The sequence below is a fragment of the Microvirga subterranea genome, from assembly GCF_003350535.1.
Classification (GTDB): Bacteria; Pseudomonadota; Alphaproteobacteria; order Rhizobiales; family Beijerinckiaceae; genus Microvirga; species Microvirga subterranea.
In genome coordinates, this window is sequence record NZ_QQBB01000002.1 from 522084 (window position 1) to 544223 (window position 22140).

The following is a 22140-nucleotide window of genomic DNA, read 5'->3' on the forward strand; positions in this document are numbered from 1 at the left end:
TAGTCTCGTCAGAGCGTCACATTCAGGAGAATCCCTCCCTTGACCCTCCGCCTCCACTTCTTCGGCGCCGCACGTACGGTGACCGGCTCGTGTTTCCTGCTCGAAACGGAAACGGCCCGCGTTCTCGTCGATTGCGGCATGTTTCAGGGATCCAAATCGGAGCGCGAGCTGAATTACCGGCCGTTCCCCTTCCGGCCGTCGAGCCTCGGCGCGCTCTGCCTTACCCATGCCCATATCGACCATAGCGGGCTCGTCCCGAAGCTCGTGAAGGCCGGGTTCGACGGCCCGATCTTCGCAACGGGGGGCACGTCGGACCTTGCGTCGATCATGCTGCCCGATTCCGGATATATCCAGGAACTCGAGGTCAGGCAGCTCAACCGGCGCAACAGCCTTCGCGGACGCGCCACCGTGGCTCCGATCTACACGGCGGACGAAGCCGAGGCCTGCCTCGCCCAGTTCCGTCAGGTTCCCTATGGTCATTGGCGGGACGTGGCCCCGGGGTTCAGGGCCCGCTACTGGAATGCCGGACACCTGCTTGGATCGGCCTCCATCGAGATGGAGGTGTCCCATGGCGGCGCCGAGAAGCCGGTCAGGCTCCTCTTCTCGGGCGATGTGGGGCCCGATCACAAGCTCCTGCAGCCCGATCCGGATGGTCCCCGCGACCTCGACTACGTCATCCTCGAATCCACGTATGGCGACACGGACCGGGCCGGCGTCACCATCGAGCGTCGCCGGCGCATGCTGCGCGACGAGGTGCGCATGGCCCGGCGACCGGGCGGGGTGCTCCTCATTCCGTCCTTCGCGGTCGAGCGGACGCAGGAGATTCTGGTCGACCTTCTGGAACTCATGGAAGCGGGGGAGCTGCCCGAAATCCCGGTCTTCATCGACTCGCCGCTCGCCGCCAAGGCGAGCTCGGTCTTCAAGAAGCATGCCTCCGAGTTGCGCAACGGCTCCGATCTGGTCCAGGCCCTCGAGGCGAACTGGGTCCGGTTTACCGAGAGCGTGGAGCAGAGCAAGGCTATCGACCGCATCCACAGTTTCCATATCGTCATTGCGGCGAGCGGCATGTGCGAAGCCGGGCGCATCCGCCATCACCTGAAGGCCTGGCTGTGGCACGAGGAGGCGACGGTGCTCTTCGTCGGCTTCCAGGCGCAGGGGACCCTTGGTCGGATCCTCCAAGAGGGGGCGTCCCGGGTCAGGATTCACGGCGAGGAGGTCAAGGTTCGGGCGCGGATGAGGACTCTCGATCTCTATTCCGGCCATGCCGACGGGCCGGAGCTGAGGGCTTGGCTCACCGACCGGCTGCCCGTCCGTCGGGGCGTCTTCCTCGTGCACGGCGAGGAACCGGCCCTCAAGGCGCTTCAGTCCTCGCTCGGTGCTCCGACCGGCTCGCACGAAGCCATCGCTCCCGATCTCGTCGACATTTACGAGCTTGGGGGCGAGGCGCCTGTCCTGGTCGATGATCACGACCGCCGGACGGCGCCATCGGTCCCAGGGCAACGCGACTGGCATAACGACTTGGCGGCGCTTCAGCTTGACATCAACGAAGCCTTGGACAAGGCCGCGGACCGGAAGGCCAAGGCTGTCATGATCCGGCGGCTGCGGCGTGCGCTCGAGGAGGTGGGGAAGGGCTTCGATCCGTCAGAGAAGCAGGGATGAGGCGGCGCATCGATCTCCCGGATTGATCAGGATCAAGGTTCCCGGGGCCTGCCCACCTAAGTTTGAGCTTGAGGTGACCACGACGGGTCATCCGGAAGGAGGCGGAATTGCTCCATCACATCACGCTCCATCTGGCTCGCAGCAAGGATTTCCCGGAAGGAAGCCCGCGGCACGGCTACGAGATCACCGCACCGCTCGACGAGTCGGGGCACCTCGACCAGGCCGAGTGGCGGGAGAGGCGACTGCAATGCCGCGTCCGGCGCTTTTGGCCCGGGGAGCCGGATCGGCAGGGTCGGTTGGTTCACCGGGCCGGCGGAGCCGACGGTGCTACCTGGATGATCGACTACGATCTTGACCGTGTCACCGATGACGAGGCAGGCTATCGGCTCGGGAAGCATCGGTTCGTGCCGGGCGAGTATGTGACCATCCAAGACGAGGACGAAAAGCTCCATACGTTCCAGGTGGTTGCCGTGAAGGGCGCCGCACGGCCCGAAAAAGAAAAGGCCTGATGATGTGGCGCTCCGTTCTGTTTGCCGGCCTTCTCGCCTTGAGCCTGCAGCCGGCTTCGGCTCAGGAGGGGCGCATCCAACGCGGGCAGACCTTCGCCCAGGTGCATTGCGCCCAGTGCCACGCCATCGGGCGGTTCGGCGACAGTCCCTTGGCGGAGGCGCCGCCCTTCCGGGAGTTGGGGAAAAAGTACCCTGTCGAGACCTTGGCGGAGGCGTTCGCCGAGGGGATCACCACCGGGCATCCGACCATGCCGGAATTCCAGCTCGACGTCGCCCAGATCAACGACCTTCTGGCCTATCTGCAATCGGTTCAGCGCTAAAGCATCGGACCCAAAAGTGGATTTGCACTTTTGGGTCCTTCCGATGCCCTAGCGGAGCAGCCTATCGGTCTCTGCATGATGGACGACGAGGCCGTTCTCGACGAGGGTAGACCAGGTTTCCTCGGCACTGTCCGCAAAACTGACGAGCTTGCGGTCGCTCTCGCTCACCATTCCATGCTCGAGCAAAGCATCGAACTTGATGATGGAGCGCCAGTACTTCTTGTCGAAGAGAACGATCGGCAGGGACGGGACCTTGCCGGTCTGACGTAAGGTTAGAAGCTCGAAGAGCTCGTCCAGGGTCCCGAACCCGCCCGGAAACACCACGAGGGCATTGGCCCGCATCGCCAGATGCATCTTGCGCATGGCGAAGTAATGGAAACGGAACGTCAGGTCCGGCGTGGTGTAAGGATTGGGCTCCTGCTCATGCGGCAGGGTGATGTTGAAGCCGATGGTGGGAGCTCCCACGTCGTGGGCCCCCCGATTGGCGGCCTCCATGAGACCTGGTCCGCCACCGGTCGCTATGACGTTGTCGCGAATGCCGTCCTTGGGGTGGAGCGCACCGCCCCGCTGGGACGCGATGGCGCCGAACGTGCGGGCCTCGCCATACCAGAACGGATGGAGGCCCGGCCCGTTTTCCCGGACCCGGGCGCTGCCGAAGGTCACGATGGTCGAGCGCACACCCCAGGTTCGCAGACTTTCCTCAGCCTTCGCGTATTCCAGCTGAAAGCGCACCCCGCGCATGGAATCGCCAAGGAGGAAGTCCTGGTCGAGAGCGGCGAGGCGATAGGAGCGGGATGCCATCTGGGCCGCGTTGGCATGCGTGACGTCATTCATCGACAAAGGCTCCTCTCGGATTTTCGATGCCGTCCAACCGGGAACGCACCGCCGGGTGGTCGGTTCACGGCGGGTAGAAGGCATGGAGCCTGTCTCGAATGCAAGGGGAGAGCCTTCCCCTCTTGGGAAGGCTCGGGGTCTATTGGCGCAGGTCGGGCGAATATTTCAGGAGAAGATCGCCTCGACCCTCTTCTGCAAATCCGACAGCTCGCGGAGATAGGGAGCACGCCGCTCCTGATGACGTTTCCGGAGCAGATTGATGACCTCGCGCTTCTGCACCTCATCGGCGCCGTTTGCACGGATCGACTCGATGCTTCTCTCAAGGGCGAACTCCATGTCGGCGAGGGTCGCCAGGACCGACTGCAGGCGTGGCCGGATGTCGTCTGGATAGACGGGGTAGCGGTGCCGTCCGGTCTCCGGTGTGCGATGTCCAACGTGGGCAGCCATGCTCTTCCTCCGAATCGTCTTGTTCTTAAGGGTTCGTCTTTTGGTTCCTGGCTTGTCCGATACTCCACTACTTTGATGATTGTTTGACGGTTGCTCCCATGGGAAACGCGGCCATTCCGGAAAGCCGTAAGCCTCCCGGCATGGCCTGCCGTTGCGTCAGTAAGAAAGATAGAGCGGAGCCGGCGCGTTCTTGAGCATCGACTGCGTCACGCCGCCGAACACCGTCTGGCGCAGGCGGGAGTGCACGAAGGCGCCCATCACGATCATGTCGGCCCGCGTCAGAACGGCATGGTTGCGCAGGGTCTCCGCTGCATCGCCGTTTTTCGCCGAAAGTTCTGTAAGGGAAGGTTGGATTCCGTGGCGGACGAGATGCGGAGCGATCTCCGCGCCGGGAACGGCCTTGGAGAGGTCCTTTTCGCCCGTGACGCAGACGAGCTCGACCGTCTTGGCATTCTGGAGGAAGGGCAGGGCATCGTTGAGGGCGCGAGCGGCCTTGGCGCTTCCGTCCCAAGCCACCATGATGCGGTCAGCCTTGAACGTATCCTTGCCATGAGGAACGACGATCACGGGCCGGCCGCTGGAGAACAGGGCCTGCTCGATGAAGCTGCGGTCGACGGTCAGGAGATCGGCATCCGCATCGACGATGGAGAGGTCGTGCACGCGGCAAAGCGTTGCGAAGGTCTCGACCAGCTCGGCGTAGTGGAGCTGCACCGTTTCGACGGTGCAGGGCACCCCTTCGGACAGGGCCCTCTGCCGCGCGGTTTCGGCTGCAGCCTCGGCCAATGCGCGGACGCGCTTGTTTTCGGACGCGACGAGGCCCGCAGCCATTTCGCTGACGATCGCGTGAGCCATCATCAGCTTCACGGATGCCGAGAGGGCGGTCACGTGGGCACCGGCGTCACGCGCCAAGGAGAGGCCATAGCTCAGTGCGGAAGACGGACGTTCCTCTTCCTCGGTGAAGCCGACAAGAATGTTCTTCACGTTGCTCAGGGGCATGATCGGGTCTCCGTCTTCGATAGGCGAGCTTGGTTCAGGCATTGAGGCGGCGCAGGGCGGCCTTGTCGCTGAGAACGATATGGCGCGTCGATGGTAGCTTGATGACGGCGTCGCGCTCCAGCTGGGTCAGCGAGCGGGAGACGGTCTCAATGGTCAGGCCGAGATGGTCTGCGATATCGGCGCGGGACATGGGAAGGTCGACGGCGCCATCGTCACCGGAGGCACGCTCGGCGAGGTCGATGAGGAAAGTGGCGATCTTCTCCAGGGCGGTCTTGCGGCCGAGGAGGAGCATGTGCTCCTGGGCCCGCTCGAGGGAGCGCATCATGCCCCGGACGAACTGCTGCGCGAACTGGGTATCGGTTGCGGCCAGCGTCTCGAGGCTGCAGCGGCGGTAGGCGATGACAACGGCGTCACCGACGGCCTCGGCGCTGAAGCGGTACTCGTCGCCCGTCTCGATGCCGAAGATGTCCCCGGCGAGGTGGAAGGCGTCGATCTGGCGGCGGCCGTCGCTCAGGAGCTTGGAGGTGCGGACGACTCCGGAGACGACCTTGTAAAGGTAAGCGGCGCGGTCGCCCTCCGAAAAGATCTCCTCGTCCTTGGTGTAGGAGCGGACGGAGCCGGCGGTCGGGGCGGCGATGTCCGCGGCCGGGACAGGACGGGCCGTCTGGGGGCCTCGTGCGATGATGGCAGCGGCCGGAGTAGCGGTGTGGGCGGTGGCCATGGTGTGCATCGGAAACCCTCATGTCCCAGGTCAGTGACGTTGGAAAATGAGTACCGCCGCACAGGCCGTTCAGAAATTCAGATAAGCTCCCTAAGGGGTTTCCCTTAGGTCCCGGCAGGGCGCAGTCCGGCGCACGGATCCAAGCCGCCGGACGAGAGCGCCGTGCGGATGCTGTTCATCAGGGTTTCGTCATGAAGGGGCTTTTCGAGCACCTCACTGATCCCGGCCGCGGCCGCGCGCTGACGGACGTCATCGCTGACATGGCCGGAAATCAGGATGGTCGGATAATGCCTGTGGCGGCCATGAAGGATGCCGACGAGCTGGATGCCGTTGATGGCCGGCATGTGGTAGTCGACCACGAGGCAGCCGTGCTCGGGCAGATGGTCGTCGGCCAGGAGCTCGACCCCGCTGCCGTAGAGGCGCACGTCCATTCCCTCGATGCCGAGGGCGAACTTCAGCGAATTGCGGACCGCGGCATCGTCATCGACGATGAGAACGGATCCCGGGTTCGGGAGCATGGCAGACCTTGCAATAGGGCTCGTGGGCAACGTCCAAGGTCTACCGGATATGGTGCCGGAAAGATTTGATCCCTCTCAAAAAGGGCCGGAGCGGCACCTCAGGGAAAATCCTTAAGGCCTTATACATCCCTCACGAGGCCGGACAGGAGAGCCATCCGGACGAGTTCGGACAGACTGGCCGCCTGCATCTTGCCCATGACGTTGGCCCTGTAGATCTCGACCGTGCGCGGGCTGATGCCGAGATCATAGGCGATCACCTTGTTGGCCTTGCCCGCCACGAGGCCGTCGAGCACCTGCCGTTCCCGTTCGGAAAGCGATTCCAGCCTGGCCTGTATCTCGGCCGCATGGCTGTTCTGCTGAGCGTTCTGCTCCTGCCGGTCGAGAGCCGCCCGGACGGCCGCAAGGAAAAGGTCGTCGTCGAAGGGTTTCTCGATGAAGTCGATGGCCCCCTGCTTCATGGCCTCGACCGCGAGAGGGACGTCTGCATGGCCGGTCATGACGATCACGGGCGCCGAAACCCCACGCGATTTCAAACGGCGCAGGAACTCGATCCCATCGATCTCGGGCATCCTGACGTCGGTGACGATGCACCCGGCAATCGGCTCCTGGACGGATTCGAGGAACGCGACCGCCGACTCGTGGAGGCGAACCGGAAGACCCACGGTGGCGAGCAGGAAGGACAGGGACTGGCGAACCGCCAGATCATCGTCCACCACATGAACGGTTCCGTTACTCGGCATCCGCCAACTCCTCCTCCTTCACCATACGCAAGGTGAACCGGAACGTGGTTCCCTCGCCGGGCTTCGACTCGGCCCAGATCCTGCCCCCATGCGCTTCGACGATGGTCCGGCAGATGGAAAGACCGACGCCCATCCCGTTCTTCTTCGTCGTGATGAAGGGCTGGAACAGCTGCTCGGTGATTTCTGCGGCGATGCCGGGGCCCGTGTCGGCGACGCTGATCTCGACCATTCCGTCGCTGTCCTGAGCGGCGGTGGCGACGACAAGCTCACGCCGGGGCGAATCCTGCATGGCCTCGATCGCGTTCCGGATCAGGTTGAGCAGGACCTGCTGAATCTGGATCCGATCCGCGAGCACGAGCTCGGCCTCGGGGGCGAAGCGATAGGAAACCCTGACGCCCTTCTCCTTCGCTCCGACCAGCGCCAGCGCGCTCGCCTCCTGGATGAGCTTGGGAAGGCTTTCGATGTAGCGCCCGCTCTCTCCGCGCGAGACGAACTCGCGCAGATGGCGGATGACGCGGCCGGCACGGAGCGCCTGCTCTGCCGCTTGGCTGACGGCCTCCCGGAGCATTGGCGCGTGCTCGTCCTGGCTCTGCTCCAGCAGGCGCCGGCATCCCTTCAGATAGTTCGCGATGGCCGTCAGGGGCTGGTTGATCTCGTGTGCGAGGGTCGAAGCCATCTCGCCCAGGGCCGTGAACCGGGACATGTGCACCAGTTCGGACTGAAGCTCCTGAAGGCGGGCTTCGGTGCGCTGGCGCTCGGTCAGGTCGCGGATGAAGCCGGTGAAGTAGCGCTGGCCGCCCGATCGCATCTCGCCGACGGCGAGCTCCATGGGAAAGGTGGACCCGTCCTTGCGCTGGCCCACCACGACCCGGCCGATGCCGATGATGCGCCGTTCGCCCGTCGTGAGATAGCGGTGCATGTAGCCGTCGTGCTGACCTCGATAAGGCTCCGGCATCAGGATCTTGATGTTCTCGCCGATGACCTCGCCCGCCTCGCAGCCGAACAGGCGCTCCGCGGCCGCGCTGAAGGACTGGATCCGGGCCTGCTCGTCGATGACGATCATGGCGTCGGGCACCGTTTCGAGGATCGAGCGCAGATGGGCTTCGCGGGACTTGAGCGCCTCTTCGGCCGCCACGCGCTCGGTGATGTCCCGGGTGACGTTGGCATAGCCACGCAGCTCGCCCGCCTCGTTCTTCAGGGGGGTCATGGTGACGTGCGCCATGAAGGTCGTGCCGTCCTTGCGCAGCCGCAGGGCCTGCTCCTCGTATCGGCCGCTCTCCTGGACGGCTCTGAGGGCCGCATCGGGTTTCCCGGCCGCGACATCGTCCGGCGAATAGAAGACGGAGAGGTGTTGCCCGATGACCTCGTCCTCGCTCCAGCCTTGGATGCGTTTCGCCCCTACGTTCCAGCTGGCGACCCGACCTTCGCAGTCGAGCATGTAGATGGCGAAATCCGTGACGGCGTCGACGAGGCGCTCGAAGATGGCGTCCTGGGGATAGGCCGATGTGGGAACCTGTGCCGTCACAAGACTTCTCCCCTGGCGCGAACGGCTCCGTCCGCGCCAGGCCCTAGGTAAGGTCGATATTCCCACGCGTTAGGGAATGTAACAGGAACGCTCGATATCGCAGGCTGCGTTCCCTCGCAACATGCCTCGGCGCGGTTAAAGGTCACGAAGGGGGCAGGGCGGGCCCTTCCGGCCGAGGCTGGGCCGAAGCGGGTGCGGAGCCAGCGAAAGGCGGGGCCGTCCCAGGGGAACCGATCTCGCGGAAATTGCTCCCATGAGGGTGAGGGCAGGGCGGATCCCTGCCGGAGAGGCCGGGGCCTCTCCGGTCCGATAGAAAAGCAAGACCCGACGGGGCTACTTCAGCATCGAGCCGACATTGTCCTTCGTGACCCGATCAATACCCGCATAGACGATATCGTCGACCTTCTCGCCCTTCTTGAGCTTGAGCAGGATGTCCATGGCCCTCTCGCCCATTTCATAGGGACGCTGGCCCACGAGCGCGTTGGCGAAGCCGTCGCGGAGCAGCTCGAGCTGGACCTTGAGGGTGTCGGCCACCACGAGGGTGAACTTGCCCTGGTCCATGGCGGCCTTGTTCTTGTTCACGAAGCTCTTGTAGGCCTCGGGCACGAACATCGGCCACCCTCCGACCGGGACGATGGCGGCGAGATCCGGGTTCGCCGTCTTCAGGTCCTGCATCTGCTGGACGGCCAGGGCCAGATCGTCGTTGCAGTAGGTCGGTGAGCCCGACACCTCCGTCCATTTCGAGCCCTTGAGCGCATCGCGCACGCCCTCGACGCGCTCCTTCAGGTTCGCCGCGGCGGGACCTCCGGACACCATAGCGTATTTCCCTCCATCCGGCCGGAGCTTGAGGAGTTCCTCTCCGAGCGCGCGTCCCATGGCCCGGTTGTCCGTGCCGACATGGGCCTGGCGGGCGGAGTTGGGCGCGTCCGCGTCGAAGGTGATGACCGGAATGCCGGCATCGCGCGCCGCCTTGATCACGCGCACCGCGGCGGCGGCATCCGCCACCGAGATGGCGATCCCGTCGACCTTCTGGCTGATCAGATCCTGGATGATCTGTGCCTGGCTCGCCGGCTCGTGCTCGACCGGGCCTTTGTAGATGCACTCCACGTTGCCGAGTTCCTTGGCGCGCTTCATGCACCCGTCGCGGGAAAGGTCGAAATAAGGGTTGTTCATCGCTTTCGGCACGATCGCGAACCGGTAGGTCTGCTGCGCTGCCGCTGGCGTGGCGAGCGCGAGAGCGGCTGCCGCGGCGAGGATCAGTCTGTTCATCATGCTTTCCTCCTGGTTGATCCATGCCCCGTGGCCGGGGTTCTCGTTGGCGGCCCGTCATGGCCGCTTGTCGTCGTGCGCTCTCTCGGCGGGCATGATGGCCCGCCCCGAGCGGCTCATGGCGTCATGCGCAGGGTCCGCAGGCGATCGACGAGGACCGCGAGGATAATGATCCCGCCGACCAGGACGATCTGCCAATAGGCGTTAATCCCGGCGAGCACGAGCCCGTTGCGGATGACCTCGATGAGCAGCGCGCCGATCACGGCGCCGGCGGGACCGCCTACGCCCCCGGTCAGGTTCGCGCCGCCGATCACCGCCGCCGCGATGATGGTCAGCTCGTATCCCGTTGCCAGATTGGCGGGGGCGGAGCCGAGCCAGCCGACCATCAGGATGCCGGCAAATCCTGCGGAGAGCGACGACAGGACATAGACGGCGATCTTGACCCGATCGACGGAAATGCCTGTGAGCGCTGCGGCCTTCTCGTTGCCGCCGAGGGCGAAGACATGCCGGCCGAAGGCCGTGTGATGGAGGACGAGGCTGAGGATTGCGGCGAGCACCAGCAGGTAGATCACCGCGACGGGCACCCCCGCGAGATTGCCGTCGGTCAACTCGTAGAAGGTGTTCACATCGGGGCCGGTGGGAGCCTGTCCCCGGCCCTCGGTGACCGCATAAGCCAGGCCGCGGACGATGGAGAGCATGCCGAGGGTCGTCACGAAGGGCGAGAGGCCGACCTTGGCAATCAAGAGCCCGTTCGAGAGCCCGATGAGAAGCGCGACGCCCAACCCGCAGAGGATCGACACGATCATGCCCGCGAGCGGCACGGCATCCAGCCCCGTTCCGCTCACCTTCTGCATGACGATCGCGCAGGTGATCGCCGAAAGCGCCATGGTGGAGCCGACCGACAGATCGATGCCGCCGGTGATGATGACCAGCGTCACGCCCAGCGTGACGATGCCGACGAAGGAAAAGTTCTTGGCGACGTTCGCAAGATTGCCCGGGCTCAGGAAGGCGGAGCTGAGCACCGACATGATGACCATGATGACAATCAACGCCACCGCCACATAGGCCGTCTGGCTGGCGAAGAACCCGCGGCGCCACCATTGCGTACGGCCCACATTGGCGAAATCGCCGGTGTCGGCCGCCTGAACACCTGAGACGTGCGAGACATCGTTCATCAGGCAGCCTCCTTCGCACCCGTGATCAGGGCCGTCACTTCCTCGGGACTGGACTGGCCGATCGGCTTGTCGGCCACCTTGCTGCCCCGGCGCATGACGACGACCCGTTCGCAGACTGAGAACACGTCAGGCATGCGATGCGAGATGAGAATGACGGCGATGCCGGCATCCTTCAGTCGCCGGATGAGATCGAGCACCTCCGCGACCTGACGGACGGAGATCGCAGCCGTCGGTTCGTCCATGAGGATCAGCTTTGCCCGGGCCAGGCGGGTCCGGGCGATGGCGACCGCCTGGCGCTGTCCGCCCGACATGGCCCTCACGACATCGTCGGGGCGCGTCTCGGATTTGAGCTCCCGGAAGAGTGCAGCCGTCCGCTGGTTCATGGCGGCGTGGTCGAGGAACGAGAAGGGCCCGATCCGGCGCTTCAGTTCGCGCCCGAGGAACACGTTCGCGGCCGCCGTCAGGTTGTCGGCGAGCGCGAGGTCCTGATACACCACCTCGATCCCGACCTCACGGGCGTCCACGGGCTTCGAAAAGTGAACCTCTCGGCCGTCGAAATGCACCCTGCCGTGCGATGGCTTGAAGTTGCCGGCGATGATCTTCACCAGCGTCGACTTGCCGGCGCCGTTGTCGCCCATCAGGCCGACGACCTCACCGGGCTGGATCGTCAGGCTGACATTCGACAGAGCCCGGATCGCGCCGAACTCCTTTCCGACATCCTCCAATACCAGAAGTGACACCGTGAACTCCTCCCTGGATCCGGCTCTTTGCGAGCCTGTTGAGAGTTAGGACGCTTGCACTGGTATTTTGGGCATTTAAGCATGGCGGCAACTAACATGTCACGTGCCCGGCAGGCTTTATTCGAGCGGGAGAACGCCGGTCTTGAGGATGAGATTGCCGTAGAGGCGCCGCTCCCCGGTCGCGACGATGAAGGATGCCCGGCGTGCGCGCTCATAGAACGCAAAGCGTTCGAGCGGTTCGATCTCAAAGGGCCCGGCCAGATTTTTCACGAGTTCGGCGAAGCTCTCGCAGATCGGCGGCACCGCTTCCGGATCGCCGACGACTTCCATGCGGAATGCGGCCGCCTCCGCGAAGGTATCGAGAGGAAGGTGGGTCAGGATCGCGTCGGCCGCCACGAGGGCGTCGATCCCGTCGAGCCGGATCACACGTGGGCCGAGCGAATGGGACGGAAAGTTCGCATCCGCGATCACGACCTCGTCCCCATGCCCGAGGCTTCGAAGGGCGTGCAGGAGGTCGGGGCCGAGAAGAGGGTGTATGCCGCGAAGCATGGAAAGGCTCCTCTACTTGTTCATGGCGACGGAGTCGAAGTCGGTCCAGGCCCGCTCCGGAACCTCCACCGACAGGTTGGCGAGGTTGCGTTCGAGGCTGCCGGGCTTCGCCGTTCCGATCAGCACGGTGGAAACGTTCGGGTCGCGAAGGGGGAACTGGAGCGCTGCCGCCGCGAGCGGAATGCCTTGTTCGTCGGCGATCTGCCCCATGCGGGTGACACGCCGGATGACGTCCTCGTCAGCCGGACCGTAATCGAAGTGGGCTCCCGGGACGGGGCCGGTGGCAAGGATGCCGGAATTGAACACGCCGCCGACAACTAGAGAGGTCTTGCTGCTGGCGCAGAGGGGAAGAAGCTCGCGGGTCGCATCGCGATCGAGCAACGTATAGCGTCCGGCCAGAAGAATGCAGTCGATCGGGGTCCTGGTCATCACGTCGAGGCAGACTTGAACCTCGTTCACGCCGAGGCCGAAGGCCGAGATGGCGCCACCGCTCTTCAGAAGCTCCAGCGCCCGCATGCCGCTGTCCATCAGGTCGCGGAAGTGCTTGCGGTTTGCCTCTTCGCCATGGGTGTAAACGCCGATGTCGTGGACGAAGAGGATGTCGATCCTGTTCAGGCCAAGTCGCGCGAGGCTGAATTCCACCGACCGCATGATGCCATCGTAGCTGTAATCGTAGTCGACCCGGAAGGGCAGGGGCTCCACATAGCCGTGATCCGGCACTTGGCCCTCGGGGACCGGGCTCAGCAGCCTTCCGACCTTGGTGGACAGGACATAAGAGTCCCGCGGCTTGTCTCTCAGGAAATCCCCCATCCGGCGCTCTGAGAGGCCGAAGCCGTAGAAGGGAGCCGTGTCGAAGTACCGGATTCCAGCATCCCAGGCGACCTCGAACGTCGCTTCCGCAGCCTCGCGGGAGACGGCGCGGTAGAGCCCCCCGATCGCGGCCCCTCCGAAGCTGATCTCGGTGACCTCGAGCGGGGTTTCGCCGATTCTGCGTCGCTTCATCGTGCCGGATCCTCAGCAAGGTGTTGGAACGTTAAGTTGTGGGTCACGACATTTCCAGTCGGTAGAAATCGCGGGCGGTCCCGCCCAGAATGCGTTCCTGCTCGTCGGCCGAAAGGGTCGAGATGTAGCGCCTCACATAGTCGAGCCATGTTCCATAGGGAGCGCCGAGTTCCACGACGGGCCAATCCGAGCCCCACATCAGGCGACGAGGCCCGAAGACGTCCAGGAGATGCACGACGAACGGTAGGAGATCGTGCCATCCGGTTCTGTGTCCAGCCTCGGTGAGCAGTCCGGAGAGCTTGCAGAAGACATGTGGGCGTTCCGCCACGCTGGCGATGCCGCGGGCCCAGTCGGAGAAGCCTTCCCGGCCCTTCGCGATTTCGGGCTTGGCGCCGTGGTCCACCACGACCGGAAGGTTCGGGTAGCGGTCGATGAAGGTCGCAAGCGCAGCGAGATGCGGCGGCTTTACAAGGGCATCGAAGGTGAGCCCGAGCCTTTCGACTGCGGCGAGACAGGGTGCCAGCGAAGGCCTCAGCATCCACTCGGGATCAGGGATCGATTGGATCATCGGCCGGATGCCCCGGAACTTCGGATGTCCGGCGAACCGCTCGAGGTCGGCGAGACCGGTCTCCTGTTCCAGATCGATCCAGCCGACGACCGCGGCGACGAACGATGTGCGCTCCGAAACCTCCAGAAGGTGGGCAGTCTCGGCTGGATCGGGCGCCACCTGCACGAGCACGGTCTGCGACACCCCGGAGGCTTGAAGCAGCGGAGGCAGATCCTCCGGCCCGAAATCTCTGTAGATGGCCGCCAGATCGGACGTCGGCCAGTCGAACCAGGAGGCGTCGAGGGACCAGAAATGCTGGTGGGAATCGACGACCGCTGACACTGTTCGACCTCACTGACCGTGGGCACCGTGGTGCGACTCGGAGAACCGCACAGCGGAGCAATATAGAAGGGCCTCCTGGAAGGGCAAAGGCATCGCCGGGTTCTTTCTCGCGGCAGCGCCGGGCCTATATGGCACTAAGGTCGAGAATCTGCTGAAGATGAGTAGCGCGTTCGTACGAACAGCCGACATGCCAACGGGTGAGCCATGACGCCATATATCGCCTCCGATGATCGCTACAACCGAATGACCTACCGCCGCTGCGGGCGCAGCGGCCTCGATCTTCCGGCCATCTCGCTGGGGCTCTGGCAGAATTTCGGCAGCGTCGACGTGTTCGAGACCGGGCGCGCGGTCCTGCGCCGCGCCTTCGACCGCGGTGTGACCCATTTCGACCTCGCCAACAACTATGGCCCGACGCCGGGTTCGGCGGAGGAGAATTTCGGGCGGGTGCTCGCCACCGATTTCAAGCCATACCGCGACGAGATGATCATCTCGACCAAGGCCGGCTATCGGATGTGGCCGGGTCCCTACGGGGAATGGGGCTCGCGCAAGTATTTGATCTCGAGCCTGGACCAGAGCCTGAGGCGAATGGGTCTCGACTACGTCGACATCTTCTATTCGCACCGTGTCGACCCCCGGACGCCGCTCGAAGAGACGATGGGTGCGCTCGATACGGTCGTGCGCCAGGGCAAGGCTCTCTATGTCGGGATCTCGTCCTATTCGGCCGAGATGACCGCGAAGGCGGTGCAGATCCTGAGGCAGCTCGGGACCCCGTGCCTGATCCACCAACCCTCCTATTCCTTGCTGAACCGCTGGGTCGAAGGCGGGCTGCTCGACACGATCGACGAACTCGGCGTCGGCTGCATCGCGTTCTCTCCGCTGGCGCAAGGCATGCTGACGACGAAGTACCTGAACGGCGTGCCGGAAAATTCCCGCGCCACGAAGGGCGGGTCCCTGTCCGAGCGTCTGTTGACGCCTGAGAACATCGAGCGCGTCCGGGCGCTCAACGACATCGCGCAGCGGCGAAACCAGACCCTGGCTCAGATGGCGATCGCCTGGGTTTTGCGCGACCCGCGGGTCACCTCCGCCCTCATCGGCGCCCGCAACGTGGACCAGCTCGACGATTCCCTGGCGGCGCTCGACAGTCTCGAGTTCACCGCCGAGGAGCTGGCCGAGATCGACCGGTACGCTGCCGAGGGCGGGATCAATCTCTGGGAAGCTTCCGTGAAGGCCGTCACGCCGGATGTGCAATCGGCCTCGAAGAAGGGAATCGGCTTCGTCTAGCGCAACTGCCGGCGGAGCCATCGCGCGATGGCTTCCGCCGAATGGCGCTGCTCGTCCTCGCTAAGCGCGCGGCCCTTGGGGATGCCATGCCACTTGGCCAGACAGCCCCGGCAGCAGGTCGCCGTCGCATGCTGGGCGACGAAGACGGGATGGCCGCGAAAGGGAGTCTGCTTGCCGTCGTTGGCGGGTTCCGGCGGCGCCAGCCGCCGGGCAATGAAATCCCTGGCGTGGGACAGGATGGTGTCCATTCCCTTCGCTTCCAAGTACTCCCTGTCCCGGGCCGCCAGTCGGAAACGCTGCCTGAATGCGGAGCGTCCCAGACGTTCGAAGAGGTCGTCGAGATCGGTCGGCACGGGGCGGCTCAGTTCTCCGGCTCGGCCATGTAGCGGGCAAAGGCTTCCTTGAAGTCCGGGTGCCAGCGGGACAGGGCAGGGCGGTTTTGGACGAGGTCCTCCGCGGCCCAGCGGATGCGCTTGCGATCCATCTCGGGCGTCGTCTCGTTATCCGGGCAGAGGATGTAGAAATCACCCCTGGCCATCCCGGCCAGCAGAGTCGCCGCGACCTGGTCCGGCGACCAGGCTCCCTCCGGCTTTTCGGTCACGCCCCTGGCCTTCGTGAAGCCCGTATAGACGAAGCCAGGAATGAGAAGGTGGGCGGTGACTTGACAGTTCGGCCTATTGCGAAGCTCGTGGGCAAGGGCCTCGGTGACGACCTTCACGCCAGCCTTCGAGACGTTGTAGGCTGTATCGCCCGGCGGCGTCGTGATGCCCTGCTTCGAGCCGGTGTTCACGATGGCCCCGGGTGTGCCCTGCTCGGCCATGACAGGCCCAAAGACCTGCACTCCGTGGATGACGCCCCAGAGATTGGTGTCCAGCGTGGCCTTCCAGCGCTCCGGATCCCCGAAGATCTGGCCCCGGCCCTCGACGCCGGCATTGTTCATGACAAAGCCCACCTCTCCAAAGGTGGTGATGGCGGCGTCCTTGAGCCGCTCCACCTCTTCGCGGCGGCTCACATCCGTCGGGACGCTCAGGACGTTCGTGAGGTCGCCGGCGATTTCCGCTACCTCCGCGGCGCTGCGCTTGAGAACGTCCGCGTCACGGTCGGCGAGGCAGACGCGCATGCCGAGGCGCGCGAGTTGCTTTGCTGTCGCGAGCCCGATGCCGCTGGCGGCTCCGGTGATGACTGCGACACGGTTGGGAGAGATTGCAGGATGAGCCGCCATGGCAGTCTCCTCTGAGAGGGGCGATGGGGCAGGCAGGACGACGATAGCCCGCCCGAGGGATGGGAACTCTTCCGGGTAGGATTGTTACTTAGGGATTTCACGAGGAGACAGACTCGTCTAGGTCCTGTATCACACTTACTGAATACCTCCGACCTTTTTCTGCCCCATGAAGGCCGGAGTCTTGGGCGCCCTTATCGAAGGGCGCCCTTTTTTTGGCGTGTTATAGCCACGTTTAAGCGGCGCGGTTGTCCTTGCTGCCGCGGGTCTCCTGTGGAGCCGACAGGCTGAAGGACGCTTCGTTGGCGACGCGGGACGACAGCGCGACGATCCGGCGGCTGTTTTCGAGCATCTGGGTCAGATTGTTCCGGAGCATCGCGCCTTGCGCTTCCATCAGCTCGGCGAGGCTCCGGCAGCGGGTGAGGGCTGACAGGCTGTCGATGTTCTTCTGAAGGCGCTCCTGAGCGAGGCCGATCCACTCCTCCGAGACGTCCTGCATGCCGCGGGCCAGGACTGTGTTAGATTGCGCAAGGGCCTGCAGGTTTCTGGTGGCTTGGCCCGCGAAGTCCTGACCGGTCCTCATGGGTAGGCTATAGAGTTGCAGAAACTGCGACGTGGCGTTCAGGCCCGTCTGCACCACGTCCTGGACGTTGTGCAACGTTTCCTCCGAGCGCTCGACGCCCGTCCTGACAGCCGCCGCCATGTTCTCCCGGATACGCTCGGGTGCCTCGGCGAGGTCGCGGCTGTACGAGACGACCTCACGCCGCAGGTCGGACTCGGCGCGTCTGGCTTCCTCGACGGCCGCCATCTCGTCTTCCACCTTCTCGACGACGGCCTCGACCTCGTCCTCGCTCAGGACCTTGAGCACGGCCGGGAGAAGCTCCTTCTTGTCGTCGCGGATATGCTGCTGAAAGACCTTCCTCAGCTCGGCGACCTTCTTGAGAAAGTCGCCGCTGCCCTTAGGCATCCGGTCGATCTCCTCCAGAAGGGCGCTGGTCTCCTGATTGTCCGTCGTGGCCGCTTCGACGAGGCCGGCCATGTCGTCGTGCCTGCGCAGGACCGGAAAGAGGTATTGCTCCTGCAGGCTGGCCAGGAGCTCCAGCTCCTCCTTCAGGCTCGTGAAGAGCCTCTCGCGGGTCTTGATAGCCGTATCTGACGTGTCGAGCAGCTTGGCGAAGAGCTCGTTCGCCTTGTCGGGGCTGGTTTGGCTGAAACGTCTGTTGGTGTTCATCTTTCCTCGCAAGACATCAAGAAATGGGTCCTGCCGACTGCGGCATGCGACGGTCGTCGCGCTCGCACGCAAGAAGGAGGTCCGGATATGGAACGCAGTGGAAACGAAGCCGCAAACTTCAACGCCGGCCCGTGGACTTGCCTTCTGACATAGGGCGAGAGCCAGTCTGCGGGCTCAATGCTGCCGATGTCCAGGAGACGAGCGGCCGCATGTTGCAATGCGGCATGAAGGAAGAACCGCGATGCGCTCAGGCAGTTCCCTTCTGAAGCTCAGGCAACGGTCGAGAGGCGCACGAGGGCATCGACGAGCGGATCATCCGGCTCGGCGAGGCCGTTGATGACGTCGAAGTGGTGGGCGCCCGGAACCTCGTACAGGTTCGTCACGACCCCGGCCTCTCCCCATTGCTCCGCAACCATGCGGCTCTGCCGCCGGAATTCATCGCTCTCCGCTCCGCCGACGGCTGCGATCAGATGGCTTCCGACGGGAGCCGGGCTGTGGATCGGGCTCAGGCGACGGGCCTCCTTCGGGATCAATCCGAGCGCTTTGTTGATCGAGGTCGGCACGAGAGGGACAAGGTCGAACAGGCCCGAGATCGGGAGCGCGGCCCGTATGGCCCTCCTCGCGGCTGCCTCGGGCCCTGCCATCAGGCAGGCAGAAAGGTGGCCGCCGGCCGAATGCCCCGAGGCCACGATCGCCCGGCCCGTCCGGTTTATGACGAAGTCCGCCGCCGCTTCGATCTCGCTGACGATGGTTGCGAGGCTGACCGCCGGAGCGAGGCTGTAGCTCGGCACCGCCACGGTCAGGCCGCGAAGGTTGGCCCCTCGGGCGAGGTGGCTGGCCGATGACTTGTCGAGGGCCTGCCAATAGCCGCCATGGATGAACAGGACCACGGGACCCCCGAGATCGCCGCCCGCAGGATAGAAGAAGTCGATCCTGTTGCGCTCGCCGGCCCCGTAGGGAAGATCGAGCTCGCACTTGGCCGAGGCCCGGTAGGCGGCCGCATCCCGGTGCCAGGCTGCAATGTGGGCCGGATGGTCCGGCACTCGGGCGCGATTGTTGTATTCGGCTTCGAGATCGATCTCGGGATGCAACATGGCGTCGGCTGCTCCGCTCAGACGTGGAGATAACGATCCTTCAGGGTCGTGTCGGCCGTGAGTTCGGCGCTGGTGCCCGTCCAGACGGAGCGCCCCTTCTCGACGATCACATGTCGGTCGGCGAAGCCAGCCAGCGCATCCACGTTCTTGTCAATCACCAGGATCGACTGCTTCTCGCCCCGAAGACGCTTGAGGCAGGACCAGATTTCCGCCCTGATCAGGGGAGCGAGACCCTCAGTCGCCTCGTCCAGGATGAGGAGCTTTGGGTTCGTCATGAGCGCTCTTCCGATGGCAAGCATCTGCTGCTCGCCTCCCGAGATCTGCGTACCCAGGTTGCTCCTGCGCTCCTTCAGGCGTGGAAACAATTCATAGACCGACCCCAGGGTCCAGCGGCGGCCGGTGCGGGTTGCCGATGTGGCGATGAGATTTTCCTCGACCGTGAGCGTCGGGAAAATCTGCCTGCCCTCCGGGACGAGGCCGATTCCCGTCTGCGCGACCCGGTAGGGCGCCTGCCCGGTCACCGCCGCCCCATCGAAGCGCACCTCGCCCCCCATGGGACGGAGCAGTCCCATGATCGACCGGATGGTGGTGGTCTTTCCCATCCCGTTGCGCCCTAGAAGGGTGACGACCTCTCCGGCGCCGACGTCGAGGGAAATGTCGAACAGGACCTGGGCCGCACCGTAGCCCGCCTGCAGATGCCGGACCGACAACATCAGACCATCTCCTCCTCGCCCAGATAGGCGGCGCGCACCTCGGGATTTGCCCTGATCCGTTCCGGCGTATCGGTCGCGATCAGCCTGCCGTAGACGAGAACACTGACGCGGTCTGCAAGGGAAAAGACCGCATCCATGTCATGCTCGATGAGAACGATCGTCATCTGTCCCTTCAGCCGCTTCAGCGTCTCCACCACGCGTTGGGAGTCGTCGTGGCCCGTTCCCGCGAGAGGCTCGTCGAGGAGCAGCAGCTTCGGCTTGGTTGCCAGCCCGATCGCAAGCTCGAGCTGTCGTTTCTCACCGTGCGAGAGGAGGCCTGCCGGCACGCGCGCTCTGGTCGCCAGGCCGACGAGGGACAAGCACTCCAAGGCCTGCTCGTTCAGTCCGTCCTCACGAGTGGCGTTGCCGAAGAAGCGGAAGCTGGAGCCCGACCGGGCCTGCACCGCCATCGCGACGTTCTCCAGCGCCGAGAAGCCGGGGAGAACCGACGTGATCTGGAACGATCGGGCGAGCCCCAGCCGTACCCGCTGGTGCATGGGCAGGCGCGTGATGTCCTGGCCGTCGAACAGGATCTGCCCGGAATTCGACCCAAGCATGCCGGAGATCTGGTGGATGAGCGTCGTCTTGCCCGCGCCGTTCGGCCCGATGATGGCGTGAAGCTCTCCGGGGCGGACGCCGAGGCTCACATCGTCCGTGACGACCAAGGCTCCATAGGTCTTTTTCAGGTTGCGGATGTCGAGCAGGTTCTCAGCCATGACGGCCTCGCCGCAGAAGTCCCATGATGCCGCCGCGGGCGAACAGCACGATCAGGATGAGGATTGGGCCGAACACCATCTTCCAATTCTCGGCCAGATGGGAGCGAAAGGCGTCGTCCATCATGAAGCTTGCCCCATGGAGGATCTCCGGCAGGAATTCCTCGAGCAGAAGGAAGAGGGCCGCGCCGATGATGGCTCCGTGAAGCGATCCGAGGCCGCCTAGCACCACCATGAAGATCAGCTCGCCGGAGCGCTGCCAGGTCATGAAGGCCGGGCTTACGAACTCGGCCTGGTTCGCCATCAGGCAGCCCGCGAGTCCTGCTATCATGCCGCTGATCACATAGGCCGCCAGCTGGTACCGGAAGGGATGAAAGCCGATGGCCTCCATGCGAGCCGGGTTCTCCTTGGCGCCGCGAAGAACCCGCCCGAAGCGGGAGGCGACGACCGATCGGGAGAACGCATAGCTCCCGAAAAGGCAGAGCAGGCTCACCCAGTAGAAGGCGGCGTCGCTCTTCAGGAGCGGAAAGCCCCCTACGAGGCTGCGCGACGGGAGCGTCATGCCGTCATCACCGCCGTAGGCCGCAAGGGACGTGGCGAGGAAGAACAGCATCTGGCCGAAAGCCAGGGTGATCATGATGAAGTAGACGCCCTTCGTTCGGAGGGAGATCGCCCCCGTCACGAGCGCGAACAGGGCCGAGCCGATGAGGGCGACGGGAACCTGGATCAGAGCGTCCTCGATGCCGTGGCTGGCAAGAATGCCCACCGCATAGGCTCCGATCCCGAGGAAGGCCGCATGGCCGAAGCTGACCAGGGCTCCGTAGCCGAGGATCAGGTCGAGCGACATGGCCGCGATGCCGAAGATCATCACGCGGGTCAGCAGGGACAGGACATAGCCTTCCGCGCCGGAAGCGGGCGCCAGGAGCGGCGCCGCCGCGAAGGCGGCGAAGAGGACGATGGGGACGAGCTCCGGCCGCCAGCCTGGGGAGCGGACGGAAACGGGTTGAGTCTGGGCGAGTTCGGTCATGGCTTCGCCCTAGCGTTTAGCGGGGAAGAGGCCCGAGGGCCGGAAGAACAGGACGGCCGCCATGAAGATGTAGATCAGCATCGGGGCGATGGCGCGTCCGGTCTGGCTCGCCGTTGCGGGGTCGAGGAAGATCCGCAGGAGATTGGGCGCGAAGGTGCGCCCGACCGTATCGACCAGGCCGATCAGGAGGGCGGCCAGGAACGCTCCGCGGATGGAGCCGACGCCGCCGATGACGATCACCACGAACGCCAGGATCAGGATGTTGTCGCCCATGCCGGGTTCCACCGACAGGATCGGCGCGACCATGGCGCCTGCAAAGCCTGCCAGCATGGCGCCGAAGCCGAAAACCACCATGAACAGCCGCTGGATGTTGACCCCGAGAGCCGAGACCATCTGGGCGTTCGTGGCGCCGGCGCGAACCAACATGCCGACCCGGGTATGGCTGACGAGCACATAGAGCAGGCCCGCAACCGTGAGGCCGGCCGCAATGATGGCGAGACGATAGACCGGATAGAGAAGGCCGTTCGCGATCTCGACGGAACCCGACAGGATCTCCGGCACCGGCACGTTCAGCGGGGCGGCGCCCCAGACGAATTTCACCGCCTGGTTCAGGAACACGATGACGCCGAAGGTGGCGAGAACCTGATCGAGATGGTCGCGGTCATAGAGATGCCGGAAGATGAGCACCTCGAGCAGCAGGCCGAAGGCGAGGGCCGTCGGGAGCGCAAGAAGAAGCGCTAGCGCGAAGTTCCCGGTCCAGGCGCTGAAGGCGGCAACCAGATAGGCCCCGACCATGTACTGCACGCCGTGGGCAAGGTTGATGAAGTCCATCACGCCGAACACCAGGGTCAGTCCGGCCGCGATGAGAAAGAGAATGAGCCCAAACTGTATGCCGTTCAGGGCCTGGACGAGAAGGAGGGTTGTGGTCAT

The 22140-nt window shown here is 64.5% G+C and carries 25 protein-coding genes; 4 read left to right on the forward strand and 21 right to left on the reverse strand.

Annotated elements, in window-relative coordinates:
- The first annotated feature begins 39 nt into the window (after nucleotides 1-39).
- The 3 genes from DES45_RS07290 to DES45_RS07300 all read left to right on the forward strand — a co-directional run bounded on the left by DES45_RS07290 (nucleotide 40) and on the right by DES45_RS07300 (nucleotide 2488).
- Nucleotides 40-1659, forward strand: coding sequence for an MBL fold metallo-hydrolase RNA specificity domain-containing protein (locus DES45_RS07290; RefSeq protein ID WP_114769300.1), 1620 nt, complete (start codon nucleotides 40-42; stop codon nucleotides 1657-1659).
- 107 nt (nucleotides 1660-1766) lie between these two features.
- On the forward strand, nucleotides 1767-2168 hold the full coding sequence (locus DES45_RS07295; protein WP_114769301.1) for a hypothetical protein: 402 nt from the start codon (nucleotides 1767-1769) through the stop codon (nucleotides 2166-2168).
- On the forward strand, nucleotides 2168-2488 hold the full coding sequence (locus DES45_RS07300) for a c-type cytochrome (protein ID WP_114769302.1): 321 nt from the start codon (nucleotides 2168-2170) through the stop codon (nucleotides 2486-2488). The genes DES45_RS07295 and DES45_RS07300 overlap by 1 nt, the downstream gene beginning before the upstream one ends.
- 48 nt (nucleotides 2489-2536) lie before the next feature.
- Here the strand turns inward: DES45_RS07300 and DES45_RS07305 are convergent, their stop codons facing one another.
- The 13 genes from DES45_RS07305 to DES45_RS07365 form a co-directional block, all read right to left on the reverse strand.
- Entirely contained in the window at nucleotides 2537-3322 is a 786-nt protein-coding gene (locus tag DES45_RS07305; RefSeq protein ID WP_114769303.1) for an LOG family protein, read from the reverse strand.
- A gap of 165 nt (nucleotides 3323-3487) precedes the next feature.
- Nucleotides 3488-3769: a hypothetical protein gene (locus tag DES45_RS07310; RefSeq protein ID WP_114769304.1), complete on the reverse strand. Its 282-nt coding sequence runs from the start codon at nucleotides 3767-3769 to the stop codon at nucleotides 3488-3490.
- 156 nt (nucleotides 3770-3925) lie between these two features.
- A complete protein-coding gene (locus DES45_RS07315; protein ID WP_114769305.1) occupies nucleotides 3926-4765 on the reverse strand; it encodes a universal stress protein in 840 nt (279 codons plus the stop codon).
- Nucleotides 4766-4799: 34 nt separating this feature from the next.
- Nucleotides 4800-5495 carry a helix-turn-helix domain-containing protein gene (locus DES45_RS07320; RefSeq protein WP_245571572.1) on the reverse strand — a complete coding sequence of 232 codons (696 nt, stop codon included), beginning with the start codon at nucleotides 5493-5495 and terminating at the stop codon, nucleotides 4800-4802.
- A gap of 95 nt (nucleotides 5496-5590) precedes the next feature.
- Nucleotides 5591-6004 carry a response regulator transcription factor gene (locus DES45_RS07325; protein WP_114769306.1) on the reverse strand — a complete coding sequence of 138 codons (414 nt, stop codon included), beginning with the start codon at nucleotides 6002-6004 and terminating at the stop codon, nucleotides 5591-5593.
- A 119-nt stretch (nucleotides 6005-6123) separates the two neighbouring features.
- On the reverse strand, nucleotides 6124-6744 hold the full coding sequence (fixJ, locus tag DES45_RS07330) for a response regulator FixJ (RefSeq protein ID WP_114769307.1): 621 nt from the start codon (nucleotides 6742-6744) through the stop codon (nucleotides 6124-6126).
- Nucleotides 6734-8269, reverse strand: coding sequence for a PAS domain-containing sensor histidine kinase (locus tag DES45_RS07335; RefSeq protein ID WP_281024068.1), 1536 nt, complete (start codon nucleotides 8267-8269; stop codon nucleotides 6734-6736). The genes fixJ and DES45_RS07335 overlap by 11 nt, the downstream gene beginning before the upstream one ends.
- 333 nt (nucleotides 8270-8602) lie before the next feature.
- The gene (locus DES45_RS07340; protein WP_170151428.1) at nucleotides 8603-9538 is read right to left on the reverse strand and encodes a sugar-binding protein; all 936 of its coding nucleotides are present in this window, start codon (nucleotides 9536-9538) and stop codon (nucleotides 8603-8605) included.
- Nucleotides 9539-9654: 116 nt separating this feature from the next.
- Nucleotides 9655-10713, reverse strand: coding sequence for an ABC transporter permease (locus DES45_RS07345; RefSeq protein WP_114769309.1), 1059 nt, complete (start codon nucleotides 10711-10713; stop codon nucleotides 9655-9657).
- Complete coding sequence (locus DES45_RS07350; RefSeq protein WP_114769310.1) at nucleotides 10713-11453, reverse strand: ATP-binding cassette domain-containing protein; 741 nt, start codon at nucleotides 11451-11453, stop codon at nucleotides 10713-10715. Before DES45_RS07350 ends, DES45_RS07345 begins: the two co-directional genes overlap by 1 nt.
- Before the next feature lie 117 nt (nucleotides 11454-11570).
- Complete coding sequence (locus DES45_RS07355) at nucleotides 11571-12002, reverse strand: RbsD/FucU family protein (protein ID WP_114769311.1); 432 nt, start codon at nucleotides 12000-12002, stop codon at nucleotides 11571-11573.
- A gap of 12 nt (nucleotides 12003-12014) precedes the next feature.
- Nucleotides 12015-13004, reverse strand: a complete 990-nt coding sequence (locus DES45_RS07360; protein WP_114769312.1) for an aldo/keto reductase — start codon at nucleotides 13002-13004, stop codon at nucleotides 12015-12017.
- Nucleotides 13005-13047: 43 nt separating this feature from the next.
- A complete protein-coding gene (locus DES45_RS07365) occupies nucleotides 13048-13893 on the reverse strand; it encodes an amidohydrolase family protein (RefSeq protein ID WP_114769313.1) in 846 nt (281 codons plus the stop codon).
- 204 nt (nucleotides 13894-14097) lie between these two features.
- Here DES45_RS07365 and mgrA point away from each other — a divergent pair, with 204 nt between their 5' ends.
- Entirely contained in the window at nucleotides 14098-15174 is a 1077-nt protein-coding gene (mgrA, locus tag DES45_RS07370) for an L-glyceraldehyde 3-phosphate reductase (protein WP_114769314.1), read from the forward strand.
- Here the strand turns inward: mgrA and DES45_RS07375 are convergent.
- From DES45_RS07375 to DES45_RS07410, 8 genes are all read right to left on the reverse strand, one after another.
- Nucleotides 15171-15527: a DUF4186 domain-containing protein gene (locus tag DES45_RS07375; RefSeq protein WP_210210192.1), complete on the reverse strand. Its 357-nt coding sequence runs from the start codon at nucleotides 15525-15527 to the stop codon at nucleotides 15171-15173. The two genes, mgrA and DES45_RS07375, sit on opposite strands and share 4 nt — an antisense overlap.
- 8 nt (nucleotides 15528-15535) lie before the next feature.
- The gene (locus DES45_RS07380) at nucleotides 15536-16396 is read right to left on the reverse strand and encodes an SDR family NAD(P)-dependent oxidoreductase (RefSeq protein WP_114769316.1); all 861 of its coding nucleotides are present in this window, start codon (nucleotides 16394-16396) and stop codon (nucleotides 15536-15538) included.
- 232 nt (nucleotides 16397-16628) lie between these two features.
- Nucleotides 16629-17624 (reverse strand): phasin family protein, encoded by a 996-nt coding sequence (locus DES45_RS07385; protein ID WP_114769317.1) that lies wholly within the window; start codon nucleotides 17622-17624, stop codon nucleotides 16629-16631.
- Nucleotides 17625-17893: 269 nt separating this feature from the next.
- Nucleotides 17894-18718, reverse strand: coding sequence for an alpha/beta hydrolase (locus DES45_RS07390; RefSeq protein ID WP_114769318.1), 825 nt, complete (start codon nucleotides 18716-18718; stop codon nucleotides 17894-17896).
- Between the two features lie 17 nt (nucleotides 18719-18735).
- Nucleotides 18736-19431, reverse strand: a complete 696-nt coding sequence (locus DES45_RS07395) for an ABC transporter ATP-binding protein (RefSeq protein ID WP_114769319.1) — start codon at nucleotides 19429-19431, stop codon at nucleotides 18736-18738.
- Nucleotides 19431-20186, reverse strand: a complete 756-nt coding sequence (locus tag DES45_RS07400; protein ID WP_114769320.1) for an ABC transporter ATP-binding protein — start codon at nucleotides 20184-20186, stop codon at nucleotides 19431-19433. The genes DES45_RS07395 and DES45_RS07400 overlap by 1 nt, the downstream gene beginning before the upstream one ends.
- A complete protein-coding gene (locus DES45_RS07405; RefSeq protein ID WP_114769321.1) occupies nucleotides 20179-21210 on the reverse strand; it encodes a branched-chain amino acid ABC transporter permease in 1032 nt (343 codons plus the stop codon). The genes DES45_RS07400 and DES45_RS07405 overlap by 8 nt, the downstream gene beginning before the upstream one ends.
- Before the next feature lie 9 nt (nucleotides 21211-21219).
- Nucleotides 21220-22140: a branched-chain amino acid ABC transporter permease gene (locus DES45_RS07410; protein ID WP_114769322.1), complete on the reverse strand. Its 921-nt coding sequence runs from the start codon at nucleotides 22138-22140 to the stop codon at nucleotides 21220-21222.

Coding starts and splice junctions, on each gene's coding strand:
- fixJ (WP_114769307.1), bottom strand. CDS start 6,744: ATGCCGAGTAACGGAACCGTTCATGTGGTGGACGATGATCTGGCGGTT.
- DES45_RS07395 (WP_114769319.1), bottom strand. CDS start 19,431: ATGTTGTCGGTCCGGCATCTGCAGGCGGGCTACGGTGCGGCCCAGGTC.
- DES45_RS07340 (WP_170151428.1), bottom strand. CDS start 9,538: ATGAACAGACTGATCCTCGCCGCGGCAGCCGCTCTCGCGCTCGCCACG.
- DES45_RS07410 (WP_114769322.1), bottom strand. CDS start 22,140: ATGACCACAACCCTCCTTCTCGTCCAGGCCCTGAACGGCATACAGTTT.
- DES45_RS07345 (WP_114769309.1), bottom strand. CDS start 10,713: ATGAACGATGTCTCGCACGTCTCAGGTGTTCAGGCGGCCGACACCGGC.
- DES45_RS07360 (WP_114769312.1), bottom strand. CDS start 13,004: ATGAAGCGACGCAGAATCGGCGAAACCCCGCTCGAGGTCACCGAGATC.
- DES45_RS07300 (WP_114769302.1), top strand. CDS start 2,168: ATGATGTGGCGCTCCGTTCTGTTTGCCGGCCTTCTCGCCTTGAGCCTG.
- DES45_RS07380 (WP_114769316.1), bottom strand. CDS start 16,396: ATGGCGGCTCATCCTGCAATCTCTCCCAACCGTGTCGCAGTCATCACC.
- DES45_RS07325 (WP_114769306.1), bottom strand. CDS start 6,004: ATGCTCCCGAACCCGGGATCCGTTCTCATCGTCGATGACGATGCCGCG.
- DES45_RS07385 (WP_114769317.1), bottom strand. CDS start 17,624: ATGAACACCAACAGACGTTTCAGCCAAACCAGCCCCGACAAGGCGAAC.
- mgrA (WP_114769314.1), top strand. CDS start 14,098: ATGACGCCATATATCGCCTCCGATGATCGCTACAACCGAATGACCTAC.
- DES45_RS07305 (WP_114769303.1), bottom strand. CDS start 3,322: ATGAATGACGTCACGCATGCCAACGCGGCCCAGATGGCATCCCGCTCC.
- DES45_RS07310 (WP_114769304.1), bottom strand. CDS start 3,769: ATGGCTGCCCACGTTGGACATCGCACACCGGAGACCGGACGGCACCGC.
- DES45_RS07405 (WP_114769321.1), bottom strand. CDS start 21,210: ATGACCGAACTCGCCCAGACTCAACCCGTTTCCGTCCGCTCCCCAGGC.
- DES45_RS07355 (WP_114769311.1), bottom strand. CDS start 12,002: ATGCTTCGCGGCATACACCCTCTTCTCGGCCCCGACCTCCTGCACGCC.
- DES45_RS07320 (WP_245571572.1), bottom strand. CDS start 5,495: ATGCACACCATGGCCACCGCCCACACCGCTACTCCGGCCGCTGCCATC.
- DES45_RS07400 (WP_114769320.1), bottom strand. CDS start 20,186: ATGGCTGAGAACCTGCTCGACATCCGCAACCTGAAAAAGACCTATGGA.
- DES45_RS07315 (WP_114769305.1), bottom strand. CDS start 4,765: ATGCCCCTGAGCAACGTGAAGAACATTCTTGTCGGCTTCACCGAGGAA.
- DES45_RS07390 (WP_114769318.1), bottom strand. CDS start 18,718: ATGTTGCATCCCGAGATCGATCTCGAAGCCGAATACAACAATCGCGCC.